Below are 14,730 nucleotides of genomic sequence, written 5' to 3'. Positions count from 1 at the left end.
GCCGGTGCCGGGAGTCACTCCCGCCATCGCGGCGCTGGTGGGGCGAAGATAAAGACCCGCATCCGGCGCATGCTAGGCGCGTATTGTTAATCAAACAGCGAGAAGCCAGCTTTCATGTTAACAATGTTTCAAACTGCATCACAGCTCTGTCGACCCGCTGGCGTATCATGGCGGGTCTTGGCAGTATGCCGCCCGCGAAGGCCGCAGGAGGTGCGGTGAGGGAGGATGTGATGCAGGACGGCAGGACAGAGCCGCTCATTGCCATTGTGGACGATGATCCGGATGTGCGCGAAACGCTGTCGGCGCTGATGCGCGAGAGCGGGTTCGATGCGGTCTGCTGCGCCGATATTCCCGCCTTTCACGCGCTGGGCGACCCGCCGCCAGTGGATCTGGCCCTGATCGATCTGCGGCTGCGCGGCGAATCCGGGCTGACGCTGGCGATCCATATCCGCGAGCGTTACGAGATCCCCATCGTAATGTTGACTGGTGTTGGGGATGAGATCGACAAGATCATCGGTCTGGAGACCGGCGCGGATGATTACATGATCAAACCCTTCAACCCGCGCGAGTTGGTGGCCCGTATCCGCGCAGTGTTGCGCCGTTATGGACATGGTCCAGCCAAACCCAGCGCCGCGCCGGGACAGCAAATCGCCTTTGGCACCCTGCGGCTGGATGTGCAATCCCGCCGTCTGCTGGACGCGGAAGGCGAGGAGATCCCGCTGACCAATGCCGAGTACCGGCTGCTTGATTATTTCGCCCGCAACCCCGACCGGGTGATCCCGCGTCCGGAACTGCTGGAGGAGCTCGGCTCGGACATGCAGCGCTACGTGGACAGGACCATCGACGTGCTGATCCTCCGTCTGCGGCGCAAGATCGAGGCGGTGCCGTCAAAACCGGTGCATCTGCAGACCCGCCGCGCGCAGGGCTATATCTTTCACCTGTCGCCGGGCTGACGTCGCATGCTCGCGCTTTCCCGTCTCAGCGTTCGGTTTCGCCTCTCCGCTGCCATTGCCGTTCTGTTTGGGTTGATCCTGCTGGTCAGCCTGATCGGCATGCGGGTGCTGAACCGGACCGAGATGTGGATGAATGTTCTGCATCAGGACACGCTGACCGAAGTGTCCGATGCGCTGGACCTGTCCCGCCGGGCGGCGGATCTGGCAACCTCTGCGCCGTTTCTTTATGCGCTGTTTCCCCCCTTCCAGCTGGAGCAGGAGGCGCAAAGCGTCTTGAAGAACCTGCGCAGCATCGAAGACCATGCCGCCCGCGACCCGGCGCTGGACCTTCCGCTGGCCCGGCTCAGGTTGGCGATTGATGATCTGACCACCGCGCTGGTGCCGCAGACCGCGCGCAAGGCGGAGCTCACCGCGATCGACCGGGACATGCTGCGTCTGAACGGGCGGGTGCGGCGGCTGTCGGGCGATACCACGCTGTCGCTGGCAGAGCGCGAAGTCTGGGCCGGTCTGCAACGACTGACCGCCAGCGCCATTGGCGCGGGGCGGGCGGATGCGCTGATCGAACTCGGTGAATTCACCCGGCGCTACAAGCGCGCCCGTGATCAGATCACTCCGCGCCTGACGCCTGTCCATCAAGCCACCTTTGACGAGATCGAAACAGCTCTCAGCCGCAGTGACAGCCTGTTCGTGCTGAAGCACCGCGAGCTTGCCGCGCAGCTTGATGCGGAGAACGCCCTGTTCCGTATCCGGCAGGAGGCGGGCCGCATTTCGACCTATGCCGAAGAAAAGGTCGCGCAGGCAGAGGCCCGCCTGTCGCAGGCGCGCGCAGAGACCTCCGACAACCTTGGCGTTGCCAAGAATTCCTTTCTGGCGCTGACCCTGATGAGCCTTCTGGTGGCAATCACCTCGTCGCTTTACGTGTCGCGCTATGTGGCCCGCAACCTGCGCCGTGTGGCTGATGCAATGCGCAAACTGGCCGCCGGGGATCACCGCAGCGATTTGCCCCGGGCCCGGGTGTCCGAGGATGAGATCGGTCAGCTCTTCGCCGCCTTTCAGGTGTTTCGCGAAAACGCGCGCAAGCTGGACCGGCGCACTGGTCAGATCCGTCGTCAGAACGCGCTGTTCTCGCGTGTGTTCCGCAATATCAAAGACGGTGTCGCCATCAGTGCTGCCGATGGCCGGATCGAGGCGGAGAACGACAAGCTGCGCAGCCTGTTCCGCCTGCCGCCGGAGGAGGCGGAAGAACCAGCGAATATGCAGGCGCTGATCGACCGCTCTGCCTTTACCCGGCAAGTGAGCGCAGGGGAGCGCGGTGGATTTGAGGAATACACCGATGCCTCTGGCCATGTTCTGGAGCTGCGCCATTCGCCGCTGCCCGATGGCGGTGCGGTCTGGTTGCTGTCGGAAACCACCGAACGCAAACGCATTGATGAACGGCTGGAGGAAATCCGCCGTGTGGAAACCCTGGGCAAGGTCGCCGGTGAGGTCGCCCATGATTTCGGCAATATCCTGTCCAGTATTTCTGGCAACCTGCACCTTTTGAAACGGGCGGATGACGAACAGGCCCGGTACTTGCGGACCCGCATCGGCTCGGCGGTGGATCTTGGCGTGTCCCTGACCGAGCGTTTGCTGGCCTTTGCCCGCAAGCAGCATCTGGAACCGCAGGTGACCGATCTGTCGATGCTGGTCGAAGGTATGGCCGACCTTCTGGAAATTGCTCTGCCGGAAAACATTTCGCTGGATTTTGATCTGCCGACAGAGCCTGTCAATGCGTTGGTCGATCCGGGCCAGCTGGAAAGCGCCATTCTGAACCTCTGCGTCAACGCAGGTCAGGCGATTGAGGGAGCTGGCCGCATTTGCGTCTCGGTGGCGACGGGGCAGGATGGCGGCGCCCAGCTCAGCATCCGTGACGATGGCTGTGGTATGACACCCGAGGTGCTACATCGCGCAACCGAGCCGTTTTTCACCAATCGCAGCGACGGCAGCGGCACCGGGCTGGGCCTGTCGATGGTCGATGGCTTCGTGCACCAATCCGGCGGGCGTCTGGACATCACCTCCCGCATCGAGCCGCCGGAGCGGGGCACCACCGTGACGTTGAATTTCCCGCCGCTGAAGGCTGAGGAGGCCCCACAGGAGGTCGCGCTGCAGGCGCCCGGCACGGCACTGGTGGTCGATGATGACCCGGCCTATCTCGACTCGGCCGGCAAGGCGCTAGAGCGGATCGGCTATACCCTGCACCGGGCCAGCAGTTTTGCCGAAGGCGCAGCGCAGATCCGGGAGTTGCCACAGCTTGACCTGCTGCTGAGTGATCTCAATCTCGACAATGGCACATCAGGCTGGGATCTTCTGCAGCTAGGCGCCGGGCTGCATCCGGACTGCCAACTGATCCTGATGTCGACACGCCGAATTGGCCGGATCCCGGAAAGCCTGCGCGGCAGTCCCGGCCTGGCCTCATTGGCCAAACCGGTCACGGATGCGGACATCCGCAGTCTGATTTCCCAGACGGCGCAAAGACCTGAGGCCTAGCCTGCGCCGGGTGCCGCGGCGCGTGTTTCTAGGGCACGGGCCTCTTCCTCATCATATCCCAGCCAGTCCGACAGCACCGAACGCGTGTGTTCGCCGAGGAGTGCAGGCGCGCGCGCGGGGGCAGGGCCCTCGCCGTCGAACCGGATCGGTCCGCGCACCAGTTGCATGTCCCCCACGTCCGGGTGCGTCACGGTTTCAATCAGCCCGCGTGCTGCGACATGCTCCTGTTCCAGAGACTCCGCGATGCTGAGGATCGGCGCATTAGGTACGTCGAATTCGGTCAGCCGGTCCAGCCAGTATTCCGTGGTGTCTTTCTCCATGATTTCGCAGATCACCGGCTCCAGCGCGTCGCGGTTTTCCAGCCGTTTTTCATACTTTGCGAAGCGCGGGTCGGTGATCAGATCTTCACGCTCAAGACAGCGTGCGAAGTTGTGCCAGAACCGTTCCGTCAGGCAGGCGACGATCACATGGCCGTCCCTGGTCGGGAAGGCGCCGTAAGGCACGATTGAGGGGTGACGGGTGCCAACCGGCTGCGGGCTGTTGCCACTGACAAAATAGATCTGGGAGAGATAACCCTGCATGGCAATCAGGCTGTCCAGCATGGCGATTTCCACGTGGCGCCCGTGACCCGTCGTGTTGCGTTCCACCAGTGCAGCGAGCAGACCGAACAGTGAAAAGATACTGCCCGCCATATCGCCGAGCGGAATGCCCAGCTTGTTGGGGGGCTGTCCAGGTTCGCGGTTCACATCCATCACCCCGGACAGCGCCTGCGCCACGATATCAAAGGCGGGTTTGTCGCCATGTGGGCTGTTGCGCCCGAAACCGGTGATGGAGCAGTAGACAAGACCGGGATTATCCGCCTTCAGCGTTTCATAGCCAAGCCCCAGGCGATCCATCACGCCGGGGCGGAAATTTTCGAGCACAACATCGGATTTGCGCGCAAGGTCACGGGCGATCTTAGCCCCCTCGGGGGATTTGAGATCCAGCGTGATGCTTTTCTTGCTGCGGTTCAGGGCAATGAAATAATGGCTCAGCGGACCTTTGAAGGGCGGGAAGTTGCGAGTTTCATCGCCGCTGCCGATCGGTTCGACCTTGACCACTTCTGCGCCAAGATCGGCCAGCACCATGCTGGCATAGGGGCCGGACAGGATGCGCGAGAAATCCAGCACTTTGATACCTGCCAGCGGTCCGCGTCGCTGCTGCTCTTCCTGTTGCGTGCTCATGGTGTGTCCTTCTTTGCGATTATTTTCATGACGGCTGTTGCCGTGGCGACCAGGCGTTCCCCTGCGTGCAGATCCGCGTCCACGAACAGCATTGAGCGGGTCGCGTGGCGCAGGGTTGCGCTGGCTTCCAGCAGGTCACCGGCGCGCGCAGCGGTGACAAAGCGCGTATCCATCTGAAGCGTGACAGTCGGTTGCCGATTGGCCGCATTCCAGGCCTCGATGGCGATGGCTTGATCCAGCACCCCGGTGACCACGCCGCCATGAACCGAACCGATGGCGTTGCAATGGGAAGCATCGGTGCGCAGCCCATAGATATTGCTGCCATCCAGCGCCCTGGTCTTCAGGATGGGGCCGATCCCATCCATGAAGGGACCGGCTTTCAGCTCTTTCCAGCCTGTTTGTTCGGTGAGTTGGGTCACTGTCTAGCTCCTCGTTTCGATTTGCATGGCTTCGATTTTGTCGCGCAGCTTCAGCAGGGATTTCGCCAGCGAAGCGACTTGTTTGTCATCCATCCGCTCTGAAATACCGATGGCGACCAGAGAGCGGATCATCTGCCCGGCGGCGTTGAACACCGGCGCCGCGACAACCGTCACGCCCGAGATGTAGGTTCCCCTGTCCACCGCATAACCGCGCGCGCGGGTCGCCTCGACTTCGGTTAGCCAGTCGTCAAAGCTGGGCGGGTGATCCCAGACCAGTTTGTCAAAACCGCTGCGCAGCTCTTCGGGGTCGGTGACGTTGAAGGCGGCAAACAGGCGGCCCGTGGCGCTGATCAGGATGGGAAAGCGGCTGCCAAGGTCGACCTGAAGTCGGAAGGGCAGGGTCGATTGCGACAGTGCGATGACCACCATCTGGGACGGTTCGGCCACCTGTGTCGCGATGGAGGTCACCCCGAATTTCTCGGACAGGCCAGAAAGCAGCGGCTGCACCAGAACCGAGAAGGTGTTCTTCTGAAGGGCCGAACGGGCCAGGGGAAGGATGCCGATTCCGATCGAATAGCGTTTGGTGTTCGAATCAAAATCGACGAGTCCCTCATCCTGAAGCACCCGCAGAATGTGCAGGCAGGTGCTGGGCACAAGTTCAAGCTCGCGGGCGATCGGATTGACGCCCACCGGTTCGTCCGAACGCGCCAAAAACCTAAGAATAGCAATGGCTCGCGTGACGGCGGGCACCTGTCTCTTGGTCGTGGTCTCTGCTGATTTTGCGGCCATTTTATACCTCTGTAACGCTTGATTTCATTGCGTATATACAATAATTATATCGTATTGACAATAACATATCCTGATCCCTACCGTTGTCAACGAACACGGGCAGGCCGCGATGACGTGCTTGCCGGACGACGAAAGGGAGAGGATTGGCGATGCAACGCCTGACGGATTTCACATCCTACGCTGACGCGCTGACGCACTATTCGAAGGATGCGCTCTGGGCGCTCTTCGATGGGGATCGCGACAACTTCAACATTGCGCATGAATGCGTGGACCGCCACGCAGCGGGGGATCGCACGGCGCTGCGAATTGCGCATGCCTCGGGGCAGGATGAGATCGTTTCCTTTGCGGAACTGGCCAGCCGGTCCTCCCAGGTTGCGCATTATCTGGTGTCGCAGGGCGTCCAAAAAGGTGACCGTATCGCGGTCATGATCGAGCCGTCGCTGCCCTTCTACTGCGTAATGTTCGGCGCGATGAAGGCAGGTGCCGTGGCGGTTCCGATGTTCACCCTTTTTGGTCCTGACGGGATCCGCCTGCGGGTCGAGGATTGCGCGCCGAAGATCCTGTTCACCAACGCAGAGAAGGCGCCGGAAGCCGTCGAAGGTGGCGCCGAACGGGTTGTTGTCGCAGATGCAGAGTTCCTTGATGGACTGGATGGTTTTCCTGGCGAATTCGAATGCTCGACCGCAGGGAACGACCTTGCCGTCCTGCAGTACACATCCGGGACCACCCGCCTGCTGCCTGCGGCGGTGAAGCACAACCACCGTTCCATAGTGACGCTGATGGTCGCGGCGCTTTATGCAACGGGCATCCGCCCGGGCGATCAGTTCTTCTGTCCGTCCTCACCAGCCTGGGGGCACGGGTTCTGGCACGGCACGCTGGCACCGCTGGCCCTTGGCGTGTCGACCGGCACGTTCTCGGGCAAGTTTGACGCGGTACGCCTGTTGCAGGCCCTGCACGATTTCGAGATCAGCAACCTCACGGCTGCGGCGACCCATTACCGGATGATGCGCAACTCCGGCCGGGCCGAAGATTTCACCTATCATTTCGACAAGCTCTCCTTCACGGGTGAGCCGATCGACAGCGAAACCGCGGCCTATGTGGAACGTGTCTTCGGCACCAAGGTCCGCTCGATGTATGGCACCACCGAGATCGGCGTCATCATTGCCAATTATCCGGGTGCGGATGATCTGGAGGTGCGGGACGGAGCCATGGGCAAGGCCGTTCCCGGCGTCGAAGTGCAGGTCCAGCGCGACGATGGCTCCCCCTGTGACCCCGGAGAGACCGGTGAGCTCATGGTCAAAAAGGCGGGCACATGGTTCCCGACCAAGGATCTGGGGCGGGTCGATGAGGATGGCTATTTCTACCACGGCGGCCGGGCGGACGATGTCATCATTTCCGCAGGCTGGACCATCGGCGCGGTTGAGGTCGAAGATGCGCTGCTGAGCCATCCCGCCGTTGCCGAGTGTGGTGTGATCGGCGCCCCGGATGAGCTGCGCGGTCAGGTCGTCAAGGCCTACATTATCCTGAAAACAGCGGAGACTGCCGGGCTCAAGGAAGACATCCAGGAGCATGTCCGCTCCAAGCTCGCGCGGCACGAATACCCCCGCCAGATCGAATTTGTCACCGAACTGCCAAAAACCCCGGCAGGCAAGGTGAACCGAAAAATCCTGAGAGATCAACAAGCCAGGCAACTGGAAACCGCGGGCTGATCCGCGCGCACCAAACGTAATTCTAGGAGGAAAACGAATGAATGAAATGACCCGGAAATTTCCGAAGATCACCGAGGAAGGGCTTGACGATCTGCGCGAACGCGTTGGCGTAAAGATCGAAAAAACGGTCGAGCCCTGGTGCTATGAAGCGACCCGAGACAACATTCGCCACTACGCCCATGGCATTGGTGACGACAACCCGCTGTGGTGTGATCCGGACTATGCCAAGACCACCAAGTATGGCGATGTGATCGCGCTGCCCTCGTTCCTGTTCGCGACGAACCGGATCATCTCGGGCTATGTGGGTGGCCTGCCGGGCGTGCACGCGATGTGGTCGGGGGCCAACTGGAACTGGCACAAGACCATCACTCGCAACATGGAGTTCCGCACCGAGGCCTACCTCAAGGATCTGGTCGAACACGACACCCGTTTCGCAGGGAAAGCCGTCCAGCAGATCTATCACGTCGATTTCTATGACACTGCGACGGGCGATCTTGTGGCGGATGCTGACAGCTGGTGCTTCCGCACCGACCGTGATCAGGCGCGTGAGAATGGCACCAAGTATACAGAAGCCAAGGAGAAGGGCCGCCGTGTCTGGACCGAGGCCGAACTGCAAGAATACTACAAGTATTACGAGCAGGAAGAAATCCGCGGCGCCGAGACCCGTTATTGGGATGACGTTTCCGAAGGCACCGAGCTGCCGACCATGGTCAAGGGGCCGATGACGGCCACCGGCTTCATCGCCTATGCGCAGGGTTGGGGCGGTCTTTATATCCGGGCCAACAAGCTTGCCTGGCAGTTGCAGCAGAAACACCCGAGCGCAGGTCCGAAGAACCGCTACGGCATTCCAGATTGTCCCGAACGGGTTCACTGGGAAGAGGAATTCGCGCTCGAAGTTGGTGCGCCCGGCGCCTATGACTATGGTCCCGAGCGGACGTCCTGGCTGACACATCAGATCACCAACTGGATGGGCGATGATGGGTTCCTGCGGCAGGCGAAATGCCAGGTGCGTCGGCACAACCCCGAAGGCGACATCATCCTGATCCACGGCACCGTCATTCGCAAGTATGAGGAAGATGGTCGCTATCTGCTTGAAATCCAGCAACGTGCAGAACAGCAGGATGGCGAAATGTCCGCCATGGGCTCTGCAATCGTCGAGCTGCCCAAGCGTTAAGCCTGGGCGCTCGCGTCAACCAGAAGGGAGGCTGGTTTGACCATGATCGAACGCACGCTGAGAAAAATCGAGGACACCCTGCATCTTGCCGGGTGCCTCGCTCTGGTTGCCGTAGCGGTCCTGATCAACGCAGATCTCTTGTTGCGTCTGATCGCGAACCGCCCGGTCCAGATCCAGTTCGAACTGACCGAGCTCTACCTGATGCCTGCCTTGGCGACGCTGTCGCTGTCGCGGGTGTTCCGGGACGGTGGTCATCTCGCCCTGGATTTTGGCCCAGAGACCCTCCCCGGTCTTTGGGGAACGTTGCTGGCAAAGGCGCGTTTGCTTCTGCCTGCCGCCTTCTTTGCCGCGATCACCTTCATGTCTGCGAAATTTGCCTGGGGTGCCTTTGCGCATCACGAGGTCGAGTATGGCGTGATCGACTGGCCGCTCGGGTGGGCCTATGCCGTCGCACCTCTTGGGTGCGGTGTGCTGGTCCTGCGGCTGATCCATGATGTGTTCCGTCCTGCGGAGCCAGATCTCACCCGATAAACCAACAATGGGAGGAAACGAAATGAAGACCTTGAAGAAGATCACTGCGGTTTCCGCGATCATCGCTCTGGGCATGACCGCAACAGCCGGTATCGCCGAGACGCTGCGCCTTGGGGATTTCCAGTCGACCAGCCATATCGTGTCGATCGAGGGCACCACGCGCTGGATGGCAGCGGTGGAAGAGGCCACCGGAGGTGCGCTCTCGTTCCAGCATTTCCCGTCGCAGCAGGCGGCAAAATCCAAGGCACAGCTGGATGCCGTGAATAACGGCATTCTCGACGCGGCGCTTCTGGGCACGCTTTATCACGCGGAATCCCTGCCGCTGAATTCGGTGGTCGGCTTGCCGGGGTTCTACAGCTCGGCCCAGCAGGGTACCAAGGCGCTTCAGGCGATGCTGAAGGAGGGACCGCTGCGCGAGGAACTGCTGGCGGCAGGTGTCACGCCGATCTTCGGTTTCGTGCTGCCCCCCTATCAGGTGCTTGCCAAGAAACGGCTTGGTCTGGCGGAAGACTGGAAGGCGCTGGATATCCGGACGTCTGGCTCGACACAGGCGATGACGGCCCGCTCCATGGGTGCAGTGGGTATCTCAATCCCGGGGCCAGAGGTCTACACGGCGGTAGAGCGCGGACGGCTTGATGCGGTTCTGTTCCCGCTGGCATCGGTGCCGGGCTACAAGCTCAACGAAGTGGTGAGCCATATTTCCACGAATGGATCCTTCGGCGGCTATAGCTTTGTAATGGTCGTACGCAGTGACCTGTTCAAAGACCTTCCCGAGGATGTGCAGGCCAAAATGCTGGAGCTGGGCGCAGAAACGGCCATGCATGTGGCAAAGGCGCAGGATGACTCGGTCGAAGGTCTTGTCACTCAGTGGAAGGACGAAGGAATCGACACCTACACGTTCTCTGACGCGGAACTGGCAAGCCTCACCGACAGCATGAAACTGGTTGGCCAGGACTGGCTGGAGCGTATCAATGCGGATGGCGCAGAGGCGGTTCTCGAAAACTATCGTGCCCTGACTTCGAAGTAAGCCCGACAAAGACTGAAACGATCCGGGCGCCCATCTGGCTGCCCGGATCCTGAAGACAGAGCCGCGAACATGATCACTTTCCTCGCCCTTCTTTGCCTGCTGGCCCTATTCATGGTGTTCCGGATGCCGATCGCATTCGCCATGGGGTTGGTTGGCTTCATCGGACTTGCCTTGCAATTGGGATGGCGCCCTGCATTCGCTGTGCTGGAACGCATCTTCTTTGACAGCTCGTCCTCGTTCATTCTGGTGGCGATCCCGCTGTTCATCCTCATGGCAGAGCTTTTGACCTCGGGCGATGTGACGCGCCGCGCGATCCATGCCTGCCAGTGCTGGATCGGCCATGTCAAAGGCGGCCTTGCGATGGCAACCGTGGCCTCCTCTGTGCTGCTGGCGGCGCTGGTGGGTAGTTCGACCGCATCAACTGCGGCAATGGCCGCATCGGCCTTTCCAGAGATGCGTAACCATAACTACGCTGACCGTCTGGCGGCGGCCGTGGTCAGTGTAGGGGGCACGCTTGCCGTGGTGGTGCCGCCGTCCATCGTGCTGGTTGTCTATGGCGTCCTCACGGAAACCTCGATCGGGCAGCTGTTCATTGCCGGCATCGTGCCGGGATTGCTGACGGCATCGGGTCTGGCTCTGGTGATCAAGATCATCGCGACACGTACGGATCAGGCGCCCAAAGGGGACCCGTTCCAGCTGGGCAAGGCGGTCAAGGCCAGCCGCCACGTGATCCCAATGGGGTTGCTCATGGTCGGCGTCATCGGTGCCATTTACGGCGGTGTCGCCTCTCCGTCCGAGGCTGCGGCGCTTGGCGTGATGGGATCGCTCATCATTGTTCTTGTGCAGCGCAGCATAACCTTTGTCGGCCTGAGCACATCTGTGTCCGCGGCCATCCGGGCGACCGTCATGATCGTTGCCATCGTCACCTGTTCGGCGATCTTCGCGAATTATCTGGCCTTCACGCGGATCACCCATGCGCTTTTGGAATTCGCATCGACCACGGATCTGCCGCGTGCAGCGATTCTGGCCTTCATGGTACTGATCCTGCTGGTTATGGGCATGTTTATGGACCAGCTCGCGATCCTGTCCCTTGCGATGCCACTGGCGTTTCCGACCGCGATGGCGCTGGGCTATGACCCCGTCTGGTTCGGGATCGTGGTGACAAAGACGGTCGAGATCGGGCTACTGACGCCACCGCTTGGCCTGAACGCCTATGTTGCATCGGCCCAAACTGGGGTTGCGCTGGGCACTATTTTCCGGGGCATCGTGCCGTTCCTTCTGATGGAACTCGTGGTGCTGGTGGTACTGCTGTGCTTTCCGGAGATCACGCTCTGGCTGCCATCTCTGATGCTTGGCTGACCCAAGCACATATGACGAGAAACAACAAAGGCGCCCATTGGGCGCCTTGCTTTATTGGTCGGAGTGAGAGGATTCGAACCTCCGGCCCCTGCCTCCCGAAGACAGTGCTCTACCAGGCTGAGCTACACTCCGACCGTGGCGCGGGATTATACCCGGCGCGCGGGTTTTGCAAGCCGATTTGTCATGCTTTTTTGCAATGAACGCGGATTGTGAAAACTTGCGTCCCGCGCGGCAGGGCGCCATCCTTGGGAAAAACGAGGCTGACATGTCAGCAGACTATCTCACGGTGCTTGGCGGCATCGGTATGTTCCTTGTGGGAATGAAGATCATGACGGCGGCGCTGCGGGACGCGGCCGGTTCAAATTTGCGGGACATCCTGACCCGGTTCACCACAACGCCGCTGCGCGGGGTCATGACCGGAACCCTGTCGACAGCGGTGATTCAATCCTCCAGCGCGACCACTGTCATGACGGTTGGGTTTGTCGGGGCGGGGTTGTTGACCATGCCGCAGGCGCTGGGGGTGATCTATGGCGCCAATATCGGCACCACGGCAACCGGCTGGCTGGTGTCCCTGCTGGGTTTCAAGCTGAAGCTGGGCAGCGTGGCGATGGCCGGTCTGCTGCTGGCCGGGCTGGCGGACCTGTTGGGGCGCGGTGCGGTGGCGCGGGCCGGGCGGATGCTGTCGGGCCTGTGCCTGTTGCTGATTGGTCTGGATCTGATGCAGGCGGGGATGGCCGGGGCCTCCGAACTGCTCACCCCGCAGATGTTGCCGGGCGGCACGCTCTGGGGGCTGGTCTTGCTGGTGGGGTTGGGTGCCGGGCTGACCATCGTGATGCAGTCATCCTCGGCGGCAATGGCGCTGGCACTGGTGATGGTTCAGGGCGGTGCCCTGCCGCTGGAGCAGGCGCTGGCCATCGTGATCGGGATGAATGTCGGCACCACGTTCACCGCAATTCTCGCCTCGGTCGGCGGTTCGCGCCCGATGCGGCAGACGGCGCTGGCCAATCTGTTCTTCAACGTGGCGACCTCGGTCGTGGCCTTTGCCGCGCTTCTGTCCGGCGCAGCGTGGCTGCCGGTGCTGGAACAGGCAACCGGGGCGGTGACGACAGTCCTGATCTTTCACATGGGGTTCAACATCGTCGGGACCGCGATGTTCCTGCCGATAACTCAGCAATTTGCCGCCATGGTCGCGCGGCTGGTGCCGGACCATCCCGCTGCGCCGCTGATCGATCTGGATCGGGCCCTGTTGCAGGATCCAGGGCTGTCCCTTGTCGCAGGCGAGGCCGCCACGGCCATCATTTCCGAGCGGCTCAATCTGGCTCTGGCCGCCGCGCTGCGTGATCCGCCGGATTACCGGCCCCTGTCGGCGCTGCAGTCGGCGCAGGAGGCCCTGCAGCAGCTGTCAGAGTTTCTGGCGGATATCCGTCTGTCGGAAGGGCGCGAAGATCAGGAGCGTGCCTATGCCGCGCTGCTGCATCAGACCGACCACCTGATGCGCCTTATGGCGCGGAGCGGGCAGAAAGGGCGGGCAGCGACCCTGTCAGAGGATCCGATGCTGCGACGTCCGGCGCAGGCCATGGGGCTTGCCTTGGCGCAGCTTGCTGAAGGGCGCGCAGAGGAGGAGAAGACGGTGGCCCGCCTGGGGCGGCTGTATGACCTGATCGAGCGGCGCACCAAACGCCACCGGCGCGCGCTGCTGCTGGGAGAACACGCTGGTATCTACAGTCTGTCGGATGTGTTTTCCCATACCGATGCGATGCGCTGGATGCAGCGCTGCCTGCATCATGCCGAACGGATCGCGTATTACGGCGGGGTTGCGCGCGGGGCGCTGGCTGCGGCGAAAGATCCCGCCGCAGCCGAAAACAGCGACGCGCCTTAGAGGCTGGCGTCGAGAGCTGCGACGATGGCGTCGCCCATTTCGCTGGTCGAGACCGGCGTGACGCCTTCTTCGCCCAGAAGGTCTGCGGTGCGGACACCATCGGCCAGAACCTTTTCGACAGCGGCTTCGAGCCGGTCAGCCTCTTCGCCCATGTCGAAGGAATAGCGCAGCGCCATGGCAAAGCTGAGGATACAGGCAATCGGGTTCGCCTTGCCCTGACCGGCGATGTCGGGGGCAGAGCCGTGCACCGGCTCATAGAGCGCCTTGGGGCGACCGTTGGCCATCGGTTTGCCAAGACTGGCCGATGGCAGCATGCCCAGCGAGCCGGTCAGCATCGCTGCGGCGTCGGACAGCAGGTCGCCGAACAGGTTGTCGGTAACGATCACGTCGAACTGCTTGGGCCAGCGGCACAGCTGCATGGCGCCGGCGTCGGCGTACATGTGGCTGAGCTCGACCTCGGGGTATTCCTTGCCGACCTCGGTCACGACTTCGCGCCACAGAATACCGGATTCCATGACGTTGGCCTTTTCCATCGAGCAGAGCTTCTTGTCGCGTTTCATCGCCAGTTCGAAGGCGGAGCGTGCAACGCGGTCGATCTCGCTCTCGGTGTAGCGCTGGGTGTTGATACCGACGCGCTCGTTGCCTTCCTCGATGATGCCGCGCGGTTCACCAAAGTAGATGCCAGAGGTCAGTTCGCGCACGATCATGATGTCGAGACCCGCGACGACGTCCTTTTTCAGGGACGAGAAATCCGCCAGCGCGTCAAAGCACTGCGCAGGGCGCAGGTTGGCGTAAAGGTCCATCTCCTTGCGCAGGCGCAACAGGCCGCGTTCCGGTTTCACCGAGAAGTCCAGCACGTCGTATTTCGGGCCACCCACGGCGCCCAGCAGGACGGCGTCGACTTCCTGTGCCTTGGCCATGGTGTCGTCATGCAGCGGGGTGCCGTGCTTGTCATAGGCGGCACCGCCGACCAGATCCTCGCTCACATCGAACTGAATGTCGCGCTTGTCACCGTACCAGCCGATGACCTTGCGGACCTCGCCCATGACCTCGGGGCCGATGCCGTCTCCGGGCAGAATCAGAATCGATGGGTTGGACATGCGCTTCCTCCTTGAAATAGCTGGAATTGGGGTACTCTGCA

12 protein-coding genes and 1 tRNA gene are annotated in these 14,730 nt (G+C 61.6%); 8 read left to right on the top strand and 5 right to left on the bottom strand.

Features of this window, described 5'->3' with window-relative positions; genetic code table 11:
• The first annotated feature begins 230 nt into the window (after positions 1–230).
• Together SM766_RS16600 and SM766_RS16595 are read left to right on the top strand one after the other, a co-directional pair.
• Positions 231–953 (top strand): response regulator, encoded by a 723-nt coding sequence (locus SM766_RS16600; protein ID WP_065273612.1) that lies wholly within the window; start codon positions 231–233, stop codon positions 951–953.
• Between the two features lie 6 nt (positions 954–959).
• Complete coding sequence (locus tag SM766_RS16595; RefSeq protein ID WP_368948496.1) at positions 960–3,479, top strand: ATP-binding protein; 2,520 nt, start codon at positions 960–962, stop codon at positions 3,477–3,479.
• Here SM766_RS16595 and SM766_RS16590 read toward each other — a convergent pair.
• From SM766_RS16590 to SM766_RS16580, 3 genes are read right to left on the bottom strand one after another with little or no spacing between them, the layout of a single operon-like run.
• Positions 3,476–4,702 (bottom strand): CaiB/BaiF CoA transferase family protein, encoded by a 1,227-nt coding sequence (locus SM766_RS16590; RefSeq protein WP_368948495.1) that lies wholly within the window; start codon positions 4,700–4,702, stop codon positions 3,476–3,478. The two genes, SM766_RS16595 and SM766_RS16590, sit on opposite strands and share 4 nt — an antisense overlap.
• Positions 4,699–5,121, bottom strand: a complete 423-nt coding sequence (locus SM766_RS16585) for a PaaI family thioesterase (RefSeq protein WP_368948494.1) — start codon at positions 5,119–5,121, stop codon at positions 4,699–4,701. The genes SM766_RS16590 and SM766_RS16585 overlap by 4 nt, the downstream gene beginning before the upstream one ends.
• Positions 5,122–5,124: 3 nt before the next feature.
• A complete protein-coding gene (locus SM766_RS16580) occupies positions 5,125–5,910 on the bottom strand; it encodes an IclR family transcriptional regulator (RefSeq protein ID WP_274868259.1) in 786 nt (261 codons plus the stop codon).
• A gap of 149 nt (positions 5,911–6,059) precedes the next feature.
• Between SM766_RS16580 and SM766_RS16575 the strand changes: the two genes are divergently transcribed.
• From SM766_RS16575 to SM766_RS16555, 5 genes are all read left to right on the top strand, one after another.
• Entirely contained in the window at positions 6,060–7,619 is a 1,560-nt protein-coding gene (locus tag SM766_RS16575) for an acetate--CoA ligase (RefSeq protein ID WP_368948493.1), read from the top strand.
• A gap of 37 nt (positions 7,620–7,656) precedes the next feature.
• Complete coding sequence (locus SM766_RS16570; RefSeq protein ID WP_274831201.1) at positions 7,657–8,793, top strand: FAS1-like dehydratase domain-containing protein; 1,137 nt, start codon at positions 7,657–7,659, stop codon at positions 8,791–8,793.
• A gap of 42 nt (positions 8,794–8,835) precedes the next feature.
• Positions 8,836–9,324 (top strand): TRAP transporter small permease, encoded by a 489-nt coding sequence (locus SM766_RS16565; RefSeq protein ID WP_368948512.1) that lies wholly within the window; start codon positions 8,836–8,838, stop codon positions 9,322–9,324.
• Between the two features lie 22 nt (positions 9,325–9,346).
• The gene (locus tag SM766_RS16560; RefSeq protein ID WP_368948492.1) at positions 9,347–10,351 is read left to right on the top strand and encodes a TRAP transporter substrate-binding protein; all 1,005 of its coding nucleotides are present in this window, start codon (positions 9,347–9,349) and stop codon (positions 10,349–10,351) included.
• 69 nt (positions 10,352–10,420) lie between these two features.
• A complete protein-coding gene (locus SM766_RS16555) occupies positions 10,421–11,710 on the top strand; it encodes a TRAP transporter large permease (RefSeq protein WP_065271704.1) in 1,290 nt (429 codons plus the stop codon).
• A gap of 55 nt (positions 11,711–11,765) precedes the next feature.
• Here SM766_RS16555 and SM766_RS16550 read toward each other — a convergent pair.
• Positions 11,766–11,842: transfer RNA gene (locus SM766_RS16550), tRNA-Pro, on the bottom strand.
• Between the two features lie 133 nt (positions 11,843–11,975).
• On the opposite strand from SM766_RS16550, the gene SM766_RS16545 reads away from it, so the two are divergent.
• Entirely contained in the window at positions 11,976–13,589 is a 1,614-nt protein-coding gene (locus SM766_RS16545) for a Na/Pi cotransporter family protein (protein WP_368948491.1), read from the top strand.
• Here SM766_RS16545 and leuB read toward each other — a convergent pair.
• Positions 13,586–14,689, bottom strand: a complete 1,104-nt coding sequence (gene leuB, locus SM766_RS16540; protein ID WP_065271702.1) for a 3-isopropylmalate dehydrogenase — start codon at positions 14,687–14,689, stop codon at positions 13,586–13,588. The genes SM766_RS16545 and leuB overlap by 4 nt on opposite strands.
• Between the last annotated feature and the right edge of the window lie 41 nt (positions 14,690–14,730).

The organism is Pseudophaeobacter sp. A-200-2, from assembly GCF_041008815.1.
GTDB lineage: Bacteria > Pseudomonadota > Alphaproteobacteria > Rhodobacterales > Rhodobacteraceae > Phycobacter > Phycobacter gallaeciensis_A.
Note: the sequence above shows the minus strand (reverse complement) of the source record. Positions and strands in the feature narration are given on the sequence as shown.